The sequence below is a fragment of the Bradyrhizobium sp. UNPA324 genome (genome assembly GCF_006658635.1).
GTDB classification, from domain to species: domain Bacteria; phylum Pseudomonadota; class Alphaproteobacteria; order Rhizobiales; family Xanthobacteraceae; genus Bradyrhizobium; species Bradyrhizobium nanningense.
This window is the reverse complement of record NZ_LFJD01000004.1, coordinates 7,071,053-7,091,342: the sequence shown is the minus strand read 5'-3', so window position 1 is coordinate 7,091,342 and position 20,290 is coordinate 7,071,053. Positions and strand designations below refer to the sequence as shown.

The window sequence follows — 20,290 nt, the reverse complement described above, 5'->3', positions numbered from 1 at the left end:
CCAACCCTCTCCCCGTAAGAACGGGGCGAGGGAGAGCAAAGAGCTTCCGCGCAATTCCTCGTTCCGGCCCGCGGGCCGATCCTCCCTTAGGGACGGTGAAGGACACATCCCATGACCAAGCCCAAAGTTCTCATTTCCGACGCGCTCTCTCCGGCCGCCGTTCAGATCTTCAAAGACCGCGGCGTCGAGGTCGACTTCCAGCCCAATCTCGGCAAGGACAAGGACAAGCTCGCCGAGATCATCGGCAATTACGACGGCCTTGCGATCCGCTCGGCGACCAAGGCGACCGCCAAGATCCTGGAGAAGGCGACCAATCTCAAGGTGATCGGCCGCGCCGGCATCGGCGTCGACAACGTCGAGATTCCCGCGGCCACGGCCAAGGGAATCATCGTGATGAACACGCCGTTCGGCAATTCGATCACGACCGCCGAGCACGCCATCACCCTGATGTTGGCGCTCGCCCGCGAGATTCCGCAGGCCGATGCTTCGACCCAGGCCGGCAAGTGGGAGAAGAACCGCTTCATGGGTGTCGAGATCACCGGCAAGGTGCTGGGCGTCGTCGGCTGCGGCAATATCGGCTCGATCGTCGCCGATCGCGCGCTCGGCCTGCGCATGAAGGTGATCGCGTTCGATCCGTTCCTGTCGCCGGAGCGCGCCAAGGACATCGGCGTCGAGAAGGTCGAGCTCGACGACCTGCTCAAGCGCGCCGACTTCATCACGCTGCATACGCCGCTGACCGAGAAGACGAAGAACATCATCGACGCGGCCGCGATCGCCAAGATGAAGAAGGGCGTGCGCCTGATCAACTGCGCCCGCGGCGGTCTCGTCGACGAGCAGGCGGTGGTCGATGCGCTCAATTCCAAGCACATCGCCGGCGCCGCCTTCGACGTCTTCGTCGAGGAGCCCGCGGCCAAGAACGTGCTGTTCGGTCATCCCAACGTGATCTGCACGCCGCATCTCGGCGCCTCCACCACCGAAGCGCAGGAGAACGTCGCGCTGCAGGTCGCCGAGCAGATGTCGGATTACCTGCTCACCGGCGCGATCTCGAACGCGGTCAACTTCCCCTCGATCACGGCGGAAGAAGCGCCGAAGCTGAAGCCGTTCATTGCGCTCGCCGAGAAGCTCGGCTCGTTTGCCGGCCAGCTCACCGAGAGCGGCATCCTCAAGGTCGAGATCACCTATGAGGGCCACGTCGCCGAAATGAAGATCAAGGCGATCACCTCGGCCGTGCTGTCGGGCCTGCTGCGCCCGATGCTGGGCGAGGTCAACGTGGTGTCGGCGCCCGTCGTCGCCAAGGAGCGCGGCATGGTGGTGGACGAGATCGTGCGCGCCGCCCAGAGCGACTACGAAAGCCTGATCACCGTCACGGTGGCGACGGAGCGCCAGGAGCGCTCGGTCTCCGGCACTGTGTACCATGACGGCAAGCCGCGATTGGTCGACGTCAAGGGCATCCGCGTCGACGCCGAGTTCGGCAAGTCGATGATCTACGTGACCAATGAGGACAAGCCGGGCTTCATCGGCCAGTTCGCGAGCCTGCTCGGCGATGCCAAGATCAACATCGCCACCTTCCATCTCGGCCGCGTCGCGCCCGGCAGCGATGCCATCGCTCTGGTCGAGGTCGACGGCGCGGTGCCGGCGGACCTGCTTGCCAAGGTGCAGGCGCTGCCGCAGGTCAAGCAGGCCAAGGCGCTGACGTTCTAGCTGTTGTCATTCCGGGGCTCGCGGAGCGAGAACCCGGAATCTCGAGATTCCGGGTTCGGCTCTGCGAGCCGCCCCGGAATGACGAAGAACATATATTCCGACCCGCGGAACAACGCCGCCCTCCTTCGCGGGAGGCGGCGTTTTTGTTTTCCGTGCCCGTCAAACTTTGTGTACCAATGGCGCCCAGGACGCTTCGTACCAATCGTTCGACAAGGGAGAAACACATGCGTGAAGCCGTCATCGTTTCCTATGCGCGCACGGGCCTCGCAAAATCCGGCCGCGGCGGGTTCAATATCACGCCGCCGATGTCGCTCGCGGCCCACGCCATCAAGCACGCGGTGGACCGCGCCGGCGTCGACAAGGACTATGTCGAGGATTGCTATCTCGGCAATTGCGCCCATGGCGCGCCGAACATCGGCCGCCAGGCCGCGCTGCTCGCCGGCCTGCCGAAGACCACGGCCGGCGTCTCGGTGAACCGCTTCTGCTCCTCGGGGCTGCAGACCATCGCGATGGCCGCCAACTCGATCCGCTCCGACGGTGCCGACTGCATCGTCGCCGGCGGCGTCGAGAGCATCTCGATTCCCGGCGGCGGCTCGCCGAAGGAATCGATCGACCCTGAATTGCTCAAGGTCGCGCCTGACATCTTCATGGCGATGATCGACACCGCCGACATCGTCGCCGAGCGCTACAAGCTCAGCCGCGAATACCAGGACGAGTTCTCGCTGGAATCGCAGCGCCGCATGGCCGCCGCCCAGCAGGCGAACAAGTTCAAGGACGAGATCGTCCCGATGAAGACCAAGATGAAGGTCGTCGACAAGCAGACCAAGGCCGAGAGCATCGTCGACTACGTCGTCGATCGCGACGAGTGCAACCGGCCCGAGACCACGATGGAAGGTCTCGCCAAGCTGGAGCCGGTAAAGGGGCCCGGCAAGTTCGTCACCGCCGGCAATGCCAGCCAGCTCTCCGACGGCGCCGCCGCTGTGGTGCTGATGGAAGCCAAGGACGCCGAGAAGCGCGGCCTGAAGCCGCTCGGCCGCTTCGTCGCCTGGGCGACCGCCGGCTGTGAGCCCGACGAGATGGGCATCGGCCCGGTGTTCGCAATTCCGAAGCTGCTCAAGCGCACCGGCCTGAAGATCGACGACATCGACCTGTGGGAGCTCAACGAGGCCTTCGCCAGCCAGTGCCTGTATTGCCGTGACCAGCTCGGCATCGATCCCGCCAAGTACAACGTCAATGGCGGCTCGATCGCGATCGGCCACCCCTTCGGCATGACCGGCGCCCGTCTCACCGGCCATCTGCTGCAGGAAGGCGCCCGCCGCAAGGCCAAGTGGGGCGTCGTCACCATGTGCATCGGCGGCGGCCAGGGCGGCGCCGGCCTGTTCGAGATCTACAGCTGATCCGGACCGTCACGGTCACTTGAAGACAGCCAGGCACGGCGCCACCGGCGCCGTGCTTTTTTTATTGGCCATGCGCGTGTATCTCACCGTGCATAAGGTGCCGTCACAACGTTTCGTTGGGACCCCCGTACCTCTCGTGTGGCGGGTATCGTGCATAAGCACGTATTCCTACGTGTCCGCAAATTAACGGAAGTTTCCTCGCCTTGAGGTTTCATAAACCGCATCAGCCACAACCAATTTTGAAGCCCAGATGCGATTTTTTTCTCTCCGGCTCACGCACAAGATCACCGCGATCGGCGTCATTGGCGTCATCGGTGTCGTCCTCATCGGCGGCATTCATCTCTACGGCGAGAGGGCGATGGCGGTCTATCGCGACGCCGCCGACGACGCGCGCACCGTGTTCGAGCTCAACAACAGGATCGCGGTCGAGCTGCTGGAGGCGCGCCGCGCCGAAAAAGATTTCCTGCTGCGCAGCGACCCGGCCAAAGCGCAGCGTCAGGTGGAGATCAGCAGGCAAGTGGCGCTCGACATCGAGACGCTGCGCGGCAGGATCGCAGCCCTCGGCAAGCCCGAGCTGGTGCAAAAGATCGACGCGATGAATGCAGCGCTGAAGACCTACCAGGCGCACTTCGCCGCGGTGGTCGAGGAACGGCGGCGGCTCGGCCTCGACGAAAAATCCGGCCTCGAAGGAAGCCTGCGCGCGTCCGTGCACGGCATCGAGAGCCAGGTCGATCAGCTTCTGAATTCCCAGCTCAAGGTGATCATGCTGATGATGCGCCGGCACGAGAAGGATTTCATGCTGCGTCGCGATGCCAGATATGGCGACGACATGAAGAAGCGCGCCGCGGAATTCGCGGGCAGCCTCGATGCTGCCGCCATCCCCGACAACGCGAAGACCGAGCTGCGCCAGAAGCTCGCTGACTATCAGCGCGACTTCGTCGCCTGGATGGAGACCGCGCTGAAGCTTGCGACCGAGTTGAAGGCCATGTCCGAAGCCTTCGCCGCGGTCGAGCCCGTCATCGAGCAGATCTCGAAATCGGTCGACCAGATTCGCATCGAGGGAGACCGGCTGAACGAGGCCGAGCGCGCCAGCATCCAGTTCTGGATCGGCGTCGCGATCGCGCTGATCGCATCAAGCGTGCTCGGCCTCGGCATCTTCATCGGCCGCTCGGTCTCGAGGCCTTTGACCGCGATGCGCGCGGCGATGATCCAGCTCGCCAACGGCAATTTCGCCATCGTGCTGCCCGGGCTCGGTCGTCCCGACGAGATCGGCGAGATCGCGCAAGCCGTCGAGACGTTCAAGGTCAATGCCGAGCGGAAGGCGAAGGAGGAGGCGGACGAGAAGATCAGGCAGGACAAGCTCGCCGCCGAGCGCCGCCGCGCCGACATGATCCGCATGGCCGACGATTTCGAAGGCGCGGTCGGCGAGATCGTCGAGACCGTGTCGTCCGCCGCCAACGAGCTCGAAGCCTCGGCCACGTCTCTGACCACGACAGCCAGCCGCTCGAGCGAGCTTGCCACGCTGGTCGAGGCGGCGTCCGAAGAGGCCGCGACCAACGTTCAGTCGGTGGCGTCCGCGGCGGAGGAGCTCACCGCCTCCGTCAACGAGATCAGCCGCCAGGTGCAGGCCTCCGCGCGCATGGCCGGCGAGGCCGTCAGCCAGGCCGGGCAGACCAACGACCGCGTCAGCGAATTGTCGAAGGCGGCCGCGCGCATCGGCGACGTGGTCGAGCTCATCAACGCCATCGCGGGCCAGACCAACCTGTTGGCGCTGAATGCCACCATCGAGGCGGCGCGCGCCGGCGAAGCGGGGCGCGGCTTTGCCGTGGTGGCGTCGGAAGTGAAGGCCCTGGCCGAGCAGACCGCGAAGGCGACCGGCGACATCGGTCAGCAGATCTCGAGCATCCAGGTCGCGACGCAAGACTCCGTCGGCGCCATCAAGACCATTGGTGGCACCATCGAGCGGCTGTCCGAAATCTCCTCCACCATCGCGGCCGCGGTGGAAGAGCAGGGCGCGGCGACCAGCGAGATCTCGCGCAACGTCCAGAACGCCGCCGCCGGCACCACGCAGGTCAGCGCCAACATCTCAAGCGTGCGCCAGGGCGCGACCGAGACCGGATCTGCCTCCTCGCAGGTGCTGTCCGCGGCACAATCCCTGTCGAACGACAGCAACCGGCTGAAGATCGAGGTCAGCAGGTTCCTGGAGACGGTGCGCGCGGCGTGAGGTAAGGCGGCGAACCGGCAATAGAGTAAATGGATCGTCCCGCGCGCGGGGTGAGGGCTCTCTCCTCTAGGGGAACACCCTCTCCCCGACCCTCTCCCGCAAACGGAAGAGGGAGAACACCCTAAGCCCCCGCCAGCGCCGGTGCGAACACCACTTCGATCAGCGTGCCGTGGCCCGCGCTCTTGATGTTGAAGCGGGCGCGGTTGGCTTCGACCAGGGCCTTGGTCAGCGACAGGTTCAGCGCCGCACTGTCCGCGGCATCGCCCGGCGGCGGGGTGCGGAACGGCTCCATCGCGGCGGCGACTTCGCGCTCGGAAAGGCCATGGCCGGTGTCGCGGATGCGCAAGGCAATCTCGCCGCGGTCGGTCACGGCGGTGGAGACGATGACCTGGCCGCCGGCACTGGCGAGCCGGATCGAGTTCGAGATCAGGTTCATGGTGATCTGCCGCATCGCGCGCGCATCCACATTCACCTGCGGCAGCGCATGCGCGAGCGAGGTGCGGATGATGATGCGCTCGCGATTGGCCTGCGGCTGCATCACCGTCACGCAGGCTTCGACGAGGTCGTTGAGGTTGAGGTTGGCGAAGCTGAGGTCGAGCTTGCCGGTCTCGATCCGCGACAGCTCCAGCAAATCGTCGATGATCGCGATGACACGCTCGCCGGAGGCGCGGATGTCCTTCATGTATTCGCCGTAGCGCTCGTTGCCGAGCGTGCCGAAGCGCTCGGAGATCATCACCTCGGCAAAGCCGATGATGGCGTTGAGCGGCGTGCGGATCTCGTGGCTGATCCGCGCCAGCATGTCGGCCTTGGCGTTGGCGGCACTGTGGACGAGGCGGCGGGCCTGCGTCAGCTCGCTCTCGCCCTTCTTCGCGTGAGAGAGATCGCGGAATACGGCGAAGAAGTTCGGCCCGTCGGGCCGCGTGCGGCCCATGATCATCGCGAGCGGAATGACGCCGCCCTTCTTCTCGCGCCCCAGCACCTCGCGGCCGTGATCGAGCAGGCTCGCAATGTCCTGGCTCTTGAGGCTTTCGAGATAGTCGACGACGATCTGCTGGCTCTCGGGCGCGAACAGCGTCAGCAAATTCTGCTCCAGCAGCGCCGTGCCGTCATAGCCGAACAGCGCCTCCGCGCTGCGGTTGCAGGCGTGGATGTTGCCTTCGGCATCGAACATGACGATGCCCTCGGCCGTGGTGTCGAGGATCGCCGCGAGATCCTCGGCCTCGGCTTCGCCGACCGCAGGATCGAGTTCGTCAGGGCAGGACTCCGAGACAATGGTCTCGGCGACAACAATCTCTTCGACAGCCGTCTCTTCGATGGCGGCTGCCGGCTGCGGCAGCGCGCAGATCAGCGCATGCGCGCTCTCGCCGTCCCAGTCGATCGTGTGCAGATGCGCTACGGTGGTCGGAAGCGGCGCTTCGCCGTTCGCGACCGTGGCGCTGATCGTGACAGGCGTGCCGGCTTGCGAGGTGCTGCTCGCCGAGGACACACCGGGCTCGACATAGAGCGCATCCAGCCCGCCGGCATCCTCCAGCGCATGGATGTCGGCATAGCCCATGCGCGCGAGAAACGCCGGGTTGGCGTAGAGCAGGCGGTCGAGGCGGTAGATCAGGATGCCCGTCGGCAACAGGTCGAGCAGCGTGCGGTCGCGCGCGCTGGCGCCGCGTGGCGGCGGCGCGGGCTCGGTCAGCCATTCGGCCGCAGCTTGCGGCGCGGGCTCCGGCGGTTCAGTCGCGATCTCCGCCACGGGCTCGGACGCGTCCGCGATCGCCTCGCGCTCGCGCTCCAAGCGTTCGGACAATTGCCGCGCGAGCTCGTTGAATGCGCTGTTCTCGATCGGCGTCAGCGTCGGCGAGCGCGCATCGCCGGGCGGGCGGAACGGTACGACATTGGGCGGGGTTTCCAAGGAAGTCTCGACAGGCGTTTCCACTGATATGTCCGGATCTGTTGGATGTGAATTCGCGTCGCGGGTGGGTTCGGGTCGTTCGGGTTCGGCTGTCGGCTCAGGCTCGGGCGGGGTGATCGCCGGAGGCGGCGCCTCTGCCACCGGCTCGGGCTCTTCCACTGGCTCCGGCTCGACCGCATCGGCGGCCAGGCCGTGCTGCGCCGGCGGCTCAGCGAACAGCTCGAAGCGCCTGAGCGCATCGAGCCGGTTGAGAGCGTCGAGATCGCGGCAGACGCCAAAGCCCTTGAAGCCCGCGAAATTGCGCGCGGCATCGTAAATCGGCAGGCCCGCGAGCTCGACCGGCAGAAGCGCGCCGCCGTCGGTCGGCCAGTTCAAGGTGATGCCGGCCCAGGTGTCGTGGCTTGCCAGTGCCTGCGCGACGCGGCCATCGGGATCGAGCGAGAATGCCTCAGTGATCTCGTGCCAGGGACGGCCGAAGCCGCTAGCCGTGCGCGCGCCGATCAAGCGGATGAATTCGTCGGAGAGCAGCACAAAGCGGCCCTCTGCATCCGTCTGCCAGAGGAAGCGCAGCGGATGCTGACGCGGTGCGGGCGGCTCTTGGCCCGACGATGCGTGGCTCGATGGCGGCTCGACCATGCCGACACTGATCGGCGCAGCCTGCGGCGACACGATGGCTTGAAGCGGGTTTTCAACCGGAGTCTTTGCCGCGATGCCGGCGGCCTCGTCGGCCGCCTCATGCGCCGGGTCTCGGCCGGTCTGTTCGACCGCGTCCTCGACCGCTGCAATGTCCTGCGCTTCGGGCGCGATCGTCTCATTTGCCGTGGGCGCCTCGATCGGCTCGGCGAACGCATCGAACAGGGAGATCCCGGCCGATACGTCCTGCGATGGCGGCGGCTCGCTGGGCATGGTCGCGGCGGCTTGCGCGGGTTCAACCGGCGGCTCGCTCGCATGATCCGCCGTCCGCACAGGCTCGGCAGGCATATGCTCGGCAGGCATATGCTCGGAAGGCTTGGCCTGCGCGGCGGCGGCCGGCTCGATCAGCGCGACCAGGCCGACATCGGCGCCTCGGCCGACCCGTTGCAGCACCATCTGGCCGATCCCGATCGGCGTCTCGGCGCGGCCTTCGCGCAGCGCATCGCTGCGCGCCCGTTCGAGCCCGGCCTCGCCGAGATCGCGGAAGCCGAGCAGGGCGCGGGCAGCGTCGCTGGCGCCGACGAACAGGCCGTCGGGCGCGAACGCCGCCATCGGCATTTTCGCGCCTTCGACCAGGCGATGCAGCCGCTCGATCAGCGGCATGCTCCGCAGCGTCGGGTCCATCGCGGTGACGAGCACAGCGTGGCTGCCGTCGGCAAAGGCGAGCCGGGCGCAGGCGCAGGTCATCAGCGTGCCGAGCTTTGCGCCGAAGCCGCGCAGACGTTCGAGCCGCACGGCGCCGTTGGCCGGCAGCTGGCGCGCGAGCCTGATCACCTGGCGGCGATGGGGGTCGGCAGGGCCGAACACCTTGTCCGCGAGCGCCGCGCTATGCGCCGCGCCGAACAATCTTGCGCCGACCGGATTGGCCCACAGCACGCGCGCGCCGTCGATCGACCACAGCCAGGCCGGCAGAGGAGAGGTCGCATGCACGGCCAGCCGCGGATCGCCCACACCTCGCAACTGGAAATCCGAACTCGTCATCCGACCGGCTTTAGTCTCACGCTTGACGCTGGCGGCTGCCGGGAATGACAGCCTTAAGAAAGGGTTAGTATCGCGCGCGCCCGCACGCAGGTCCACGGCTCCGGCGCTTCGGAGGTAATCCAAAGCCGCGATAACCTTAATCCCGCCACCCCCGCAAGCCGCCGCCCGGTTGCATCCAAGGGGATTCGGGGGAGGCGGCGGCATAGCAGCGTAATGAGTCTCGACGCGCGCTCCGAGAAAGGTCCGTTCCCTCCCCCCTTGCGGGGGAGGGTTAGGGGAGAGGGGTAGCCCAGCAAGCGGTGCCGATTGTCCACCGTTCCTCAACCCCCGGTTCCCCCTTACCGGAACCTCATCCTCCCCGAAATTAAATTTGCGCAACGCACCCTCGCGGCGCGTTGCGCTGCACAATATTGACATGATAAGCAGCAATAGTGCTGGGCGCTGGGCGAGCCATCTCGTTTGTTTCGCGTTTCCAGTCTTCGTTCCCGCCAACAAGAAGGCCCCGGTTGGCCGGCGGGCGCGCCAGAAGGCTCACTCCATTTTTTCATTATCGTGAGGGACGACCATGACAGGTGCGACTGATCCGTTTTCTGCCTCGATCATTCCGTTCGAGGTCCCCGAGCAGATGCGTGCGTTCGCCGAAAAGGGCGTGTCGCAGGCCCGTGAAAACTACGCCAAGTTCAAGGACGCGGCCGAGACCCACAACGGCACCGTCGAGGCCGTGTTCACCTCGGCCTCCAAGGGCGCGAGCGAGTACAATGCCAAGCTGGTGGAGTTCATGAAGGCCAACACCAGCGCTCATCTGGACTTCGCCCAGGAGCTGTTCAGCGTGAAGTCGCCATCGGACGCGTTCGCGCTGTGGACCAACCATTCCCGCAAGCAGCTCGAGACCTTCCAGTCCCAGGCCAAGGAGCTGGCCGAGATCGGCCAGCGCATCGCCGCCGAGACCGTCGAGCCGATCAAGGCCAGCGCCTCGAAGTACCTTCCGTCCGCCGCCTGAGCGTTCAGGTCGGTTTGAGTTCGAGAAACCCGGGCCGAAAGGCCCGGGTTTTTTCTTCACCTCTCCCGCAAGCGCATGTGGGAATCAAGGAAGGTCGTCATGCCCGGGCTTGTCCCGGGCATCCACGTTCTTGGCGCCGGCCGAAAGCGTGGATGGCCGGGACAAGCCCGGCCATGACGATGTGGAAGCTTGAGCGCCCTAAGAGCCAGGGGTCATACGCGGTGCCCTGCCGCAAGCGGAAGAGGGGCAGCGCAACACCTTGATGCCCGCCAACCCGCCCGATTTCCCCACACAGACGGCGATTTCAGCTGGTTTTTCGCCCCATTGCGGCCTTGCCAAACCGGGCCGTTGCACCTAGTTTCCGCCCCGTCCAGCCCCCTCGGCGATGAGCCTTTTCAGGCAGCCCAAGGCGTGGCTCGCAAGGATGCAGTTGTAGCTCAGTTGGTTAGAGCGCCTGTCTGTGGAACAGGAGGTCGGTGGTTCGAGCCCACCCAACTGTACCAATGCTTTCAATCGGTTAAGTCTGTGTCAGCTCTTTCGCGACGTTTGGGTGCGATTTAGGTATCGCGCGAACGACGTTGCGCTGGCTGACCTCCGCATCTTCTCTGTGGTTCTACTAAACGACCGTTGGAAGCTTCCATTTGCCCGCGTAGATTGTAGCAAGTGGGCAGAGGAAACGAGAATGAGCGAGGAATATGTAGCGGAGGCCGCCACAGAGGCCCCGGCGAAGAAGAGACGGTCGGAAAAAAACAAAAAGAAGGCCGCCAAGGCCCGTCGATCTTTGAAGGGGAAGAAGCAGGCCGCAAGCAGCACCACGGCCAAGTTTCCACGCCACAGCGTGGATAAGGCGCTTCGCGTTCCGAGAGCGATAATAGACCAGAATGCTGGACACGATTGTACTGACGCAGAAAGCGCCACGTTCGTCGGCGTCGGGTTCAATGGCCCCTTCAAAGTGGAAGTGAGTTCATCGATTAAATACGGATTTCTCTCACGTCCGAGCGCAGGGCGGATTGCCGTTACCGAGAGAGCGCGACAGGCGATCCGCCCACAAAAAGCCGGAGATGACATAGAGGCGCTCAGAGCTGCCGTACTCGACGCGCCTGAGATCAAAGAAGTCTATACACACTATCGAGGTGAGTATCTGCCAGACGAAGAGTTTTTCGAACACGCTCTCGAGGATAAATTCGCAATCCCAGCCGACAAGCTTACAGAGTTCAAGGACATTTTCTTATCTTCTCTGCAAAGCGCGCAGTTGGTCGAGAAGAAGGATGGCAAATTCCGCATACTCGATACGAAGGGCGGGTCGCAAGAGGGCGCGACGCAAATCAAGAAGCTGAGCACAACCGCAAACGTGAGCGCTAGTGATAGCTGCTTTGTGCTGATGCCCTTCGGTTCACCTGTTGGAGAATATTACAGTCAGATCTACGAGCCCGCTATTCGCAAAGCGGGTCTGCGACCTGTCCGAGCCGATGCCGACATCTTCGGGACTGGCAAGATCATCGACCAAATTTGGAATGGCATCAATTCGGCAAAGGTGCTGATCGCTGAACTTACGAGTCGAAATCCGAACGTTTTTTACGAGCTAGGCTTGGCACACGCGCTCGATAAGCCGGTTGTGCTGATTTCGTCCAATGAAAACGACGTCCCATTCGACCTCAAGCACATCCGAGTCATCTATTACAACGTGAGCGACCCGTTCTGGGGTGAGAAGCTCATAGAGAAAGTCGCGGAAAACATACTCTCTGCTCTTACCAATCCCGAAGAGGCAGTGTTTAAGCGAGCACTATCATCAAAATGACTTTCCGACCAGCCATCTCCTTGTTTCCAATCTAGATATGGAGTGCGTATGTCGCGCGCACCGGTGCATCCTACCCTCGGAGCCAACAGCTTTTCCTGTGCCCACTGCGAGGCTCTGGCCGACCAGCACTGGTTCAAGGTCGTTCCTGAGAGCTTTAAAAAAGATACCACACCGAGGCTGTGTACCCCGGAAGTAGCTGCGAAAGCTAAGCAGACGATCGCCGCGCAAGATGATCGTGACGACGACGAGACCGATCCAAAGCACCAAGGTCTCCTCGATATGCTCGCTCGTTTCGAAAAGAATGAAGTCACTTATTTCGTCAACCGATGTTCGAGTCAGTCTTCCTGGGAGATGGTCAATCTCCATCTCAGCCAATGTCATAGCTGCAAGGGATTTATGGTGTGGGTGAAAGATAGGATCGTTTATCCCGCTCACGAAGTTGCATTGCTGCCTCATGATGACATGCCGGCCAACATCAAGCCGGACTTTATCGAAGCTGCGGAGATAGTGGACAAATCCCCACGCAGTGCTGCAGCCCTATTGCGTCTTGCCATACAAAAGTTGATGGCCCACCTGGGCGAGGGCGGCGATAATCTAAATGCGTGCATCGCCAATCTTGTGAAGAAGGGCCTAGACAGAAAGGTCCAGCAAGCGCTCGATATCGTGCGGGTTACAGGAAACAATGCAGTACATCCAGGTGAGCTTGATCTGAAGGACGATCAGGCCACCGCGATGCAGCTCTTTTCCTTGGTGAATATCATCGTGCAGTCGACGATTAGTGCGTCGGCGCAGATCGAAGCCATGTATGCATCTCTCCCTCCTGGGCATTGAAGGCCATCGAAAAACGCGATGCCTGAGAACGGCGCGACAGGATCACCAGACTCCTTGTCAGAAGCTGAACTGAGGGACTGTGCTGAGAGGATCAAGAAGCGGCTAGGCAAAGCACGTGGTCGCCCTCGCGGACGATCGCAGAATTGCGGTGACAGAGCTGGAAACTCCACAACATCGGACGACATCGATTTTGTCACCGCAACCCCTGTCACCGTAACCCCGCGCTGTACTATGCGAGCCGCTTGAGTTTCCCGGAAAGTCTCCATACGCTCTCCTGAACGCTTATGTCCAAGCCGCACGAGCGAATTGTGGGCCTGCGTTCGGCTGGACAAATTCGCCATCTGGAGTAGCCTTTTCAGACACAGCAATATGTTAGCGGAGGTTCTCCGTGGAACATCGCGGCGTAAGCTTCTCGATCGTTGAAATGAGCTACCCGGTTGGTTGGAAGTGGACTGTCGGAAAGGGCCGAACAGTGTCGGTCGGTGTCTGTGCGACGAGGCTCGACGCGATCCGCCAGGCTCAGACCTTCATCGACGCGATCATGGACTGGGCTGCCTAGGCTGAGTCAAAATGCTCGCCTTCGATTGGTCATGCCGAGCACCGTAAAACCGAACAGTTGAGTTTCTGTCGGCGCGGCGCTACCCCACCACCACCACCACCACCACCATCACCGGCAACGTCGCCGCCGCCAGCAGTGTGCCCAGCGCAACCGCCTGAAGCGGGCGTCTCGAAGGATGCGTCGCAGGGGACGCGACCTCAATGAATCCCTACGACCCCAGGCCGATGATCCGGCGTGCCATGCGCACATTGGCATAGTCAATCATCTTGCCGTCCAGCGTCACCGCGCCCTGGCCTTGCGCCTCCGCCTGCTCCATGGCCTCGACGATGCGCCGCGCCTCTTCCAGCTCCTGCTCCGACGGCATGAACGCGCGCAGCGTCGGCTCGATCTGATCGGGGTGGATGACCTGCTTGCCGTCGAAGCCCATCGCCGCGGCCTTCTGCGCGGTGCTTTCGGTCAGCCTGGCGTCGCGGAACGCGCCGCAGGGGCCGTCGATGGCGATGAGGCCGTGCGCGCGGGCGGCCACCAGAAGGCGCATCATCGGGTAGGCGAACAGGTCGAGCGGGGCGGCGGCGTAGCCGCTTTGCGCCGATCCTACATGGCGATAGCCGTCCGGTGAGACGCCGATGTCGGAGGACCGGGCGCCGATCGACGCCGCGAAATCGCCGACGCCGAGATGCAGCGCGGCGACGCTGGCGTGGCAGGCGGCGAGGGCGTCGACATTGACGAGGCCGAGCGCGGTCTCGATCAGCAATTCCAGCGCGACCGGCGCGGCGCGAGCGGGCCCGGCGGCGCGTAGCTGATCGGCGATCGCAACGATGTCGCTCGTGCGCTCCGCCTTCGGCACGATCAAAGCATCCAGCCGGGGAAGCGCCGCCAGCGCGCGGATCTCCTCGGTGATGAACGGGCTGTCGACGGCGTTGATCCGCACGGTGACGCGCTTGTTGCCCCAGTCGAGCGAGGCGAGGGATTGCACGGCCTCGCCAAGGGCAACGCTCTTCTCGGACGGCGGCACCGCATCCTCGAGATCCACGAACACCGCATCCGCCATTGAGGCCGCAGCCTTGGCGACGAGACGGGCGCGATGCGCGGGGACGGCGAGGTAGGCCCGCATTGGCCGCTGCTGCGCCATCGTCATGCGTCCTTCGCCAGACCGAGTTCACCGAGGATGGCCTGATTATGCTGTCCCACTTCCGGCACCGGATCCATCCGCGGCGAGAGGCCGGGAATGGTCAGCGCCGGCAGGAAGCTCATCACCGGCCCGCGTGGCGATCCGACGCTCTGCACCCGCGAGCGCGCATGCAGCTGCTCGTGCGCCAGGAAGGCCTCGACCGAATTCAGATGCGCGTTGGCGACCCCGGCCTCATCCAGCAGCCGCAACACCTCCTCGCCGGTCATGGCGACAAAACGCTGCTCGATATGCGTCTGCAGCTCGTCGCGGTTCTGCATCCGCAGCGGATTGGTGCGGAAGCGCAGGTCGTCGGCGAAGCCGGCATCGCCGAGCACGATGCGGCACAGCGACCGCCATTCCCGGTCGTTCTGGATGCCGAAGAAGATGGTGTTGCCGTCGCCGACCCGGAACGGGCCGTAGGGCGCGATCGTCGCGTGCCTGGCGCCGGCGCGCGGCAGCGGCCGACCGGTGCTGTGTGTGTAGAAGGCGGGATAGCTCATCCAGTCGGTGATGGAATCGAACAGCGAGGCCTGGAAGGCGGTGCCCTTGCCGGTCCGCTCGCGGCGGTACAGCGCCATCAAGACGCCGTTGAGGATGTACATGCCGGTGGCGATGTCGACCACGGACAGCCCGACCTTGGCCGGCTCCGCCTCGGTGCCGTTGATGGCGAGCACGCCGGCCTCGCACTGGACCAGGAGATCATAGGCCTTCTTGTCGCTGTAGGGGCCGCCCGTGCCATAGCCCGAGACGTCGCAGGCGATGAGGCGCGGATATTTGCGCAGCAGCGATGCGGCATCGAGGCCGAGCCGCTCCGCCGCGCCCGGCGCGAGGTTCTGGATGAACACGTCGGCCTGCGGCAGCAGGGCGTCGAGCACCTTGCGGCCGTCCTCGCTCTTGATGTCGATGGCGAGGCTTTCCTTGGAGCGGTTGGTCCAGACGAACTGGCTCGACAGGCCGTTCATCACGTGGTCGTAGTCCCGGCAGAAGTCGCCCGCGCCCGGCCGCTCGATCTTGATCACTCGCGCGCCCCAATCGGCCAGGTGACGGCTGGCCAGCGGGGCCGCGATCGCCTGCTCGAGCGAGACCACCGTGACGCCCGACAGCGGCAGCTCCGCTTCATTCCCCTCCATGCGATCGTCCTCCTCGCGTGCGCTTTTCGACCAGCGCAGGAGACAAGCCGGCCACCCCACGCGCATCTTCTTGGATGTGACATGATGCCCCCGTTTTGCCCGACAAGTCAAACCCGGTTTCGCTAAATCCTAAGCCATGAAATGGCTGGGATTACCGGGACTTGGCTACTGTGCATGGGGTTGTTTTCGCGTTTTTGCGCTGGAGGTCGGCTTGGGCCGGGCTGGCCTCCCTGTTGCCCACAGGGGCATCGCATATGAGAGCGATCTTGTCCGCGGCCATCCTTCGAGACGCCCGCCGTTGGCGGGCCCTCAGGATGAGGACCGGGGGCGCGGCACTGGTTTCAACGGGCACTCATGCCGCTTAGCCTCATCCTGAGGAGACCGCGGAGGGGTCGTCTCGAAGGACGAGGCGCGCGCTCAGCCCGCCTGTTGCCGAGACCGCACAGCTTGCGGCTTTCGCATCTCCCCTCGGTTGCCAACGAACCGCGGTTCACCCACTATCCCCTCCTGTTCGATATGTGGGGGGATCGATGCCGGCGCTTCGCTTCAAGACATCCTTGGCTGCTGCAACCCTCGGGATGGCCCTCGCCGTGCTGGTCCAGCCGAGTGCCGGCTTCGCCTACACCCAGGAGGAGCAACAGGCGTGCACGCCGGATGCGATGCGGCTGTGCGGCGAGTTCGTGCCGAACGTCGATGCCATCACCGCCTGCATGATCAAGAAGAAGGCGCAGCTCTCGCCGCAATGCCGGGTGTTCTTCCGCCCCGGACCCGAGCCGGACGAGATGCGCGCCGGCAAGCCGACCAACATCGCGCCCAAAACCGCGAAGAAGAGCACCAAGCCGGCGATCAAGAAGAAAAAGACCAGCGACGGCTAGGCGAGGGGAATCGCGATCCTTTTTCGAAGCTTGGTAAGGTAACGGACTCCTTTTGTTCGCGCGGGCTGGTGCCAGGCTTGCGACGATCATGCGCAGGCACGATGGAAACGAGTCGGATGCGGATTGGCGCGGCGAAGTTGCATTCGGCGTGATTGCGAACGAATGCTCAAAATGCGCACACAAACCAGCGCGCGGAGCGTTTCATTGCAGCTCGTGTCGCGCCCCGCACACCGCAGTGTGACTCAAAAGCCAGCACGCCTTGTTATTTCGTGACCGCAGCGCAACTCTCGACAAATTTATCTTTCACGAATCAGCGCGGTGATTCATTTTCGCGGCCTGGGGTCAATCTGGAGGCCGAAGGTATGAACGTCATTGTTTTTGCATCGCGTAAAGGCGGCTCGGGCAAGAGTACCCTCGCCGCACATCTTGCCGCACAGATCAAGGCGAGCAAGCAGGTCATGCTCGTGGACGCCGATCCGCAGGGCTCGCTGACGCTGTGGCACAAGCTGCGCGGCACCAACGAACCGCCGATCAAGGCGGCCGTGAACTCCGTCAGCGGCATCGTCTCCGCTGCCAAGCGCGACGGTTATGAATGGGTGTTGATCGACACGCCGCCGAACCTCTCGGCCGTCGTCGACGACGCGATCAAGAACGCCACCATGGTGGTGATTCCCGCCCGTCCCGGCGTATTCGACGTCAACGCGGTGCAGGAGACCATCCAGATGTGCCGCGCCGCGCGCAAGCCCTACGCGGTCGTGCTCAACGGTGCGCCGGCCAAGCGCGACGAAGCCGAAAGCCCGATCGTCACCATCGCCCGCGAAGCCCTGGCGAAATTCCGTGCGCCAGTGTGGGGCGGCCAGATCACCAACCGTTCGGATTTGCTGATGGCGCTGAGCCATGGCGAGGGCGCGCGGGAGTATCAGGCCGAGAGCCGTGCGGCTCAGGAAATCGCAAGGCTGTGGGCGGCGATCGAGCGTTCAGTGAAGGCCATTCGCGGCACGGCGTCGGCATCCGGCGCAATGCACAAGCAAGCAGCATAATTTTTTATTGATCATTCCCCGGACGAAAAACGCGCGGGAACGTCCGCGCGTTTTGCGTTTTCGGAATCTGCTGAAGCGGCTAGGCCACCATCAGCATGTAGAACACGATGACCGGCGACAGGGTCAGGATCACCGACCAGATGCCGACGGCCCAGAGAACGTCCTCGGTGGTAAAGCTCTGCTCGGTGGACAGCTGCTCCTGTCCGGCGCCGAAATACGACGCCATTTCATTCTGACTATTCACAAAACGCCCCCGCGATTTCTTCGCTTATGGGCGTGAACGATAGCTGTGATGTTTTAAGATTCCGGCTTGCGACGCCGCTCGCATTTTGAACGCATTTGTGACGGCCGTTTAACCATCCGCGCGGGGTGCCGCCGTTAGGCGAGCCAGATCCGATACAGCAGCACCGGCATCAGGCCGAGCATCACCGCCCAGAACCCGAACGACGATACGACGAGAATTCCTTGCAAAAGATCGGCCGGCGCAAATTGTCGGGCGGCCGTCGGTCGGGTGCGACGCCCCATGGTCATTCCCCCTCTGAGAAGCTCCTGGAGAGAAACGATAGGGACGGATGCGTAAACGAGACGTGGATGCGTCATGCGGCGGGTGCGAAGGCTGTTGGGGTGACGTTAACCACGAGCGCGCGCTCTTACCCTCCCCTGCCCTACAGGGGAGGGTAAAGAACTACGCCGCGGACTGCGTCCGTCGCGCGATCTCGCGATCGATGGTGGCGGCGAGTTCGCTGCTGACTTCCACCATCGGCAGGCGCACTTCGGGGCTGTCGATCAGGCCGCACCGCCACAGCCAGTACTTTGCCGGCGCCGGGCTCGGCTCGGTGAACAACAGGCGCGTCAGATCGGCGACCTCATGCCAGCGCGCCAGTGCCGCATCGTGGTTGCCGCGCTTCATCTCGGCATACACGGCCGCAAAGGTCGCGGTCTCGACATGGGCCGACAGCACGATGCCGCCATCGGCGCCGTCGGCGAGCGCCTCGAAGTAATTCGCGTCCTCGCCGGTGAGCACGCGAAATTCCTTCGGGCGGTCGCGCAAGAGCGCGATCGATTGCTCGCGACTTGCACCGCAATCCTTCAGGCCCACGATGTTCCTGTGCTCGGCGAGCCGCAGCATGGTCTGGTTGGTGATGTTCACCGAGGTGCGATAGGGAATGTTGTAGAGCGCGAGCGGCCAGGCGGCGTGATCGGCGAGCGCCTCGAAATGCGCCAAGAGGCCGCGCTGCGAGGGCCGCACATAATAGGGGCTCGCGATCAGATAACCGTCGATCGGCCAGTCCGCGGTCTCGTCGAGACGTTCCTGCAGCCGCGCGGTGTCGGCGCCCGACAATCCAAGGCAGATCGGCAAGGTGCGGCGGCCGGCGGCCACCTCGTCGCGCACGATCGCGACCAGACGTTCGAGCTCGGCCTCGCGTAGCGTCATGCCTTCGCCGGAGGTTGCGCCCAGGATGAGGCCATCGATGCCTTGCGCGCTGTAGTGCCGCGTCAGCCGCCGCAGCGACCTCTCGTCGAGGGCGCCGTTCTGAAACGGCGTCACCAGCGGCAGCCACAGCCCGTGCAATTGTTCCTGTAGATCAGTCATGTTTCCAGCTCCTTCTCGGGAAAAAAACCTGAGACGGAGGGCACATGAAAAAACCCCGTCCAGGCGGCGGGGTTTTCGAAGATTTGCAGCGATGACGAAGCTTAGCTAGTGCGCGCAAAAATCCGAGGCCCCGGGATGGGGGCCTTTTTTCGAGGCGATGGCCTCGAACGAGATTGCGCACGACTTCGTGATCATTTGCAAATGATGCGGGGTATGCGTGGAACTGTCAATACACGCGGAAGGCGAAGGCCGATTTCGACGAAAAAAAGCCGGGCCCAAAGAGCCCGGCTTAAGGTATTGGCCACGTGAGGCCGACACAATCACCTTCCAAGAGGGATTACTGAACTCCCGCGCCACTGGAGGAGGGGGACAAATGCGCAACGCGAAGGCTCAGCGTGCAAACAGTATGGGCTTGACGAGCGGCCTGCAGCAACAGCCGAGGCCGCATGTCAGTCATGCGGAAATCAGGACGGCCAGCGCTGCGCCTTGCTGACGACGAAGTCGCGGAACACCTGCACGCGCGCGACCGTCTTCAGCTCCTCGGGATAGACGAAATAAGTATCGAGCTGGATCGAGTCGGACTCGCCGAACAGCTGCACGAGTTTGCTCTGTTCCTCGACGAGGTAGTCGGGCAGGGCAGCGATGCCGAGGCCCTGCTGACAGGCGCGCACGAGACCGAGGATGTTGTTCACTCTGAAATAGGCTTCGCGCGGACCGGAGCCGTTGCGCCCGGCTTCGACCAGCCAGTTGCGGTTCTGCAGGTGCGGCGCGAAGCTGCCGTCGGCAAGCGTGATGATGCGGTGGGAGTCGAGCTCCTCCAGCGTGCGCGGCGTGCCGAAGCGCTTGATGTATTCCGGCGAGCAATAAGCGTGGAAGCCCATCGCGAACAGCTTGCGCTGGATGAGATCCGGCTGCGTCGGCTTGCGGGTGCGGATCGCAACGTCGGCCTCGCGCATGGAGAGGTCGAGCTCCTCGTCGGTGACGATCAAGGAGATCCGGATCTCCGGATAAAGCGCGGTGAACTCCCCGAGCCGCGGGATCAGCCAGTTGATGCCGACGCCGGGCGTGGTGGTGATCTTGAGGTCGCCGCTCGGCCGCTCGCGGCTGTCGGTAAGCTTGGCGCGCGCCGCCTGCAGCTGCATGAACACGTCATGCGCGGTGCGGAACAGGAGGTCACCCTGCTCGGTGAGGATCAGGCCGCGGGCGTGGCGGTGGAACAGCGAGACCGAAAGCTCCTGCTCCAGCGCCGAGACCTGGCGCGAGACCGCCGATTGCGACAGGCCGAGCTGCTCGCCCGCATGCGTGAAGCTGCCCGCTTCCGCCGCTGCGTGAAACACCTTCAGCTTGTCCCAGTCCATATCGGTAAATCCGTCGCGTGTTCGAGGCATGATCG

Annotated in this window: 16 protein-coding genes and 1 tRNA gene; 10 read left to right on the top strand and 7 right to left on the bottom strand. The window is 63.8% G+C overall.

Annotated features, from left to right (window positions below; genetic code table 11):
- Positions 1–111: 111 nt before the first annotated feature.
- The 3 genes from serA to UNPA324_RS33960 all read left to right on the top strand — a co-directional run bounded on the left by serA (position 112) and on the right by UNPA324_RS33960 (position 5,322).
- Positions 112–1,701 (top strand): phosphoglycerate dehydrogenase, encoded by a 1,590-nt coding sequence (serA, locus tag UNPA324_RS33970; RefSeq protein WP_128921495.1) that lies wholly within the window; start codon positions 112–114, stop codon positions 1,699–1,701.
- Positions 1,702–1,925: 224 nt separating this feature from the next.
- Positions 1,926–3,098, top strand: a complete 1,173-nt coding sequence (locus tag UNPA324_RS33965; protein WP_128921494.1) for a thiolase family protein — start codon at positions 1,926–1,928, stop codon at positions 3,096–3,098.
- 250 nt (positions 3,099–3,348) lie between these two features.
- Complete coding sequence (locus UNPA324_RS33960) at positions 3,349–5,322, top strand: methyl-accepting chemotaxis protein (protein ID WP_141938423.1); 1,974 nt, start codon at positions 3,349–3,351, stop codon at positions 5,320–5,322.
- Positions 5,323–5,443: 121 nt separating this feature from the next.
- Here UNPA324_RS33960 and UNPA324_RS33955 read toward each other — a convergent pair whose 3' ends face one another.
- Positions 5,444–8,899, bottom strand: a complete 3,456-nt coding sequence (locus tag UNPA324_RS33955) for a PAS domain-containing sensor histidine kinase (protein WP_141938421.1) — start codon at positions 8,897–8,899, stop codon at positions 5,444–5,446.
- A 565-nt stretch (positions 8,900–9,464) separates the two neighbouring features.
- Between UNPA324_RS33955 and UNPA324_RS33950 the strand changes: the two genes are divergently transcribed.
- The 5 genes from UNPA324_RS33950 (at position 9,465) to UNPA324_RS36035 (ending at position 13,087) form a co-directional block, all read left to right on the top strand.
- Complete coding sequence (locus tag UNPA324_RS33950) at positions 9,465–9,899, top strand: phasin (RefSeq protein WP_128921491.1); 435 nt, start codon at positions 9,465–9,467, stop codon at positions 9,897–9,899.
- Positions 9,900–10,325: 426 nt separating this feature from the next.
- Positions 10,326–10,402 (top strand) — tRNA-His (locus UNPA324_RS33945).
- Between the two features lie 179 nt (positions 10,403–10,581).
- Positions 10,582–11,697: a hypothetical protein gene (locus UNPA324_RS33940; protein WP_210246776.1), complete on the top strand. Its 1,116-nt coding sequence runs from the start codon at positions 10,582–10,584 to the stop codon at positions 11,695–11,697.
- A 48-nt stretch (positions 11,698–11,745) separates the two neighbouring features.
- Complete coding sequence (locus tag UNPA324_RS33935; RefSeq protein WP_141938419.1) at positions 11,746–12,528, top strand: DUF4145 domain-containing protein; 783 nt, start codon at positions 11,746–11,748, stop codon at positions 12,526–12,528.
- Positions 12,529–12,952: 424 nt separating this feature from the next.
- A complete protein-coding gene (locus UNPA324_RS36035; RefSeq protein WP_283810296.1) occupies positions 12,953–13,087 on the top strand; it encodes a hypothetical protein in 135 nt (44 codons plus the stop codon).
- Positions 13,088–13,295: 208 nt separating this feature from the next.
- On the opposite strand, the gene UNPA324_RS33930 is transcribed toward UNPA324_RS36035, so the two are convergent.
- Together UNPA324_RS33930 and UNPA324_RS33925 are read right to left on the bottom strand one after the other, a co-directional pair.
- Complete coding sequence (locus UNPA324_RS33930) at positions 13,296–14,225, bottom strand: HpcH/HpaI aldolase/citrate lyase family protein (RefSeq protein ID WP_246667276.1); 930 nt, start codon at positions 14,223–14,225, stop codon at positions 13,296–13,298.
- The gene (locus tag UNPA324_RS33925) at positions 14,222–15,388 is read right to left on the bottom strand and encodes a CaiB/BaiF CoA transferase family protein (protein WP_141938417.1); all 1,167 of its coding nucleotides are present in this window, start codon (positions 15,386–15,388) and stop codon (positions 14,222–14,224) included. The genes UNPA324_RS33930 and UNPA324_RS33925 overlap by 4 nt, the downstream gene beginning before the upstream one ends.
- A 530-nt stretch (positions 15,389–15,918) precedes the next feature.
- Here UNPA324_RS33925 and UNPA324_RS33920 point away from each other — a divergent pair.
- On the top strand, positions 15,919–16,263 hold the full coding sequence (locus UNPA324_RS33920; RefSeq protein ID WP_141938415.1) for a hypothetical protein: 345 nt from the start codon (positions 15,919–15,921) through the stop codon (positions 16,261–16,263).
- A gap of 362 nt (positions 16,264–16,625) precedes the next feature.
- Positions 16,626–17,303, top strand: coding sequence for an AAA family ATPase (locus tag UNPA324_RS33915; RefSeq protein ID WP_025032179.1), 678 nt, complete (start codon positions 16,626–16,628; stop codon positions 17,301–17,303).
- Positions 17,304–17,382: 79 nt separating this feature from the next.
- On the opposite strand, the gene UNPA324_RS33910 is transcribed toward UNPA324_RS33915, so the two are convergent.
- The 4 genes from UNPA324_RS33910 to UNPA324_RS33900 form a co-directional block, all read right to left on the bottom strand.
- On the bottom strand, positions 17,383–17,529 hold the full coding sequence (locus UNPA324_RS33910) for a hypothetical protein (protein ID WP_128921728.1): 147 nt from the start codon (positions 17,527–17,529) through the stop codon (positions 17,383–17,385).
- Positions 17,530–17,681: 152 nt separating this feature from the next.
- The gene (locus UNPA324_RS35505; RefSeq protein WP_181769620.1) at positions 17,682–17,828 is read right to left on the bottom strand and encodes a hypothetical protein; all 147 of its coding nucleotides are present in this window, start codon (positions 17,826–17,828) and stop codon (positions 17,682–17,684) included.
- Between the two features lie 160 nt (positions 17,829–17,988).
- Entirely contained in the window at positions 17,989–18,897 is a 909-nt protein-coding gene (dapA, locus tag UNPA324_RS33905) for a 4-hydroxy-tetrahydrodipicolinate synthase (RefSeq protein WP_141938413.1), read from the bottom strand.
- A gap of 464 nt (positions 18,898–19,361) precedes the next feature.
- Positions 19,362–20,285 carry a LysR family transcriptional regulator gene (locus tag UNPA324_RS33900; protein WP_164936505.1) on the bottom strand — a complete coding sequence of 308 codons (924 nt, stop codon included), beginning with the start codon at positions 20,283–20,285 and terminating at the stop codon, positions 19,362–19,364.
- Positions 20,286–20,290 lie beyond the last annotated feature (5 nt).

Coding starts and splice junctions, on each gene's coding strand:
- serA (WP_128921495.1), top strand. CDS start 112: ATGACCAAGCCCAAAGTTCTCATTTCCGACGCGCTCTCTCCGGCCGCC.
- UNPA324_RS33965 (WP_128921494.1), top strand. CDS start 1,926: ATGCGTGAAGCCGTCATCGTTTCCTATGCGCGCACGGGCCTCGCAAAA.
- UNPA324_RS33960 (WP_141938423.1), top strand. CDS start 3,349: ATGCGATTTTTTTCTCTCCGGCTCACGCACAAGATCACCGCGATCGGC.
- UNPA324_RS33955 (WP_141938421.1), bottom strand. CDS start 8,899: ATGACGAGTTCGGATTTCCAGTTGCGAGGTGTGGGCGATCCGCGGCTG.
- UNPA324_RS33950 (WP_128921491.1), top strand. CDS start 9,465: ATGACAGGTGCGACTGATCCGTTTTCTGCCTCGATCATTCCGTTCGAG.
- UNPA324_RS33940 (WP_210246776.1), top strand. CDS start 10,582: ATGAGCGAGGAATATGTAGCGGAGGCCGCCACAGAGGCCCCGGCGAAG.
- UNPA324_RS33935 (WP_141938419.1), top strand. CDS start 11,746: ATGTCGCGCGCACCGGTGCATCCTACCCTCGGAGCCAACAGCTTTTCC.
- UNPA324_RS36035 (WP_283810296.1), top strand. CDS start 12,953: ATGAGCTACCCGGTTGGTTGGAAGTGGACTGTCGGAAAGGGCCGAACA.
- UNPA324_RS33930 (WP_246667276.1), bottom strand. CDS start 14,225: ATGACGATGGCGCAGCAGCGGCCAATGCGGGCCTACCTCGCCGTCCCC.
- UNPA324_RS33925 (WP_141938417.1), bottom strand. CDS start 15,388: ATGGAGGGGAATGAAGCGGAGCTGCCGCTGTCGGGCGTCACGGTGGTC.
- UNPA324_RS33920 (WP_141938415.1), top strand. CDS start 15,919: ATGCCGGCGCTTCGCTTCAAGACATCCTTGGCTGCTGCAACCCTCGGG.
- UNPA324_RS33915 (WP_025032179.1), top strand. CDS start 16,626: ATGAACGTCATTGTTTTTGCATCGCGTAAAGGCGGCTCGGGCAAGAGT.
- UNPA324_RS33910 (WP_128921728.1), bottom strand. CDS start 17,529: ATGGCGTCGTATTTCGGCGCCGGACAGGAGCAGCTGTCCACCGAGCAG.
- UNPA324_RS35505 (WP_181769620.1), bottom strand. CDS start 17,828: ATGGGGCGTCGCACCCGACCGACGGCCGCCCGACAATTTGCGCCGGCC.
- dapA (WP_141938413.1), bottom strand. CDS start 18,897: ATGACTGATCTACAGGAACAATTGCACGGGCTGTGGCTGCCGCTGGTG.
- UNPA324_RS33900 (WP_164936505.1), bottom strand. CDS start 20,285: ATGCCTCGAACACGCGACGGATTTACCGATATGGACTGGGACAAGCTG.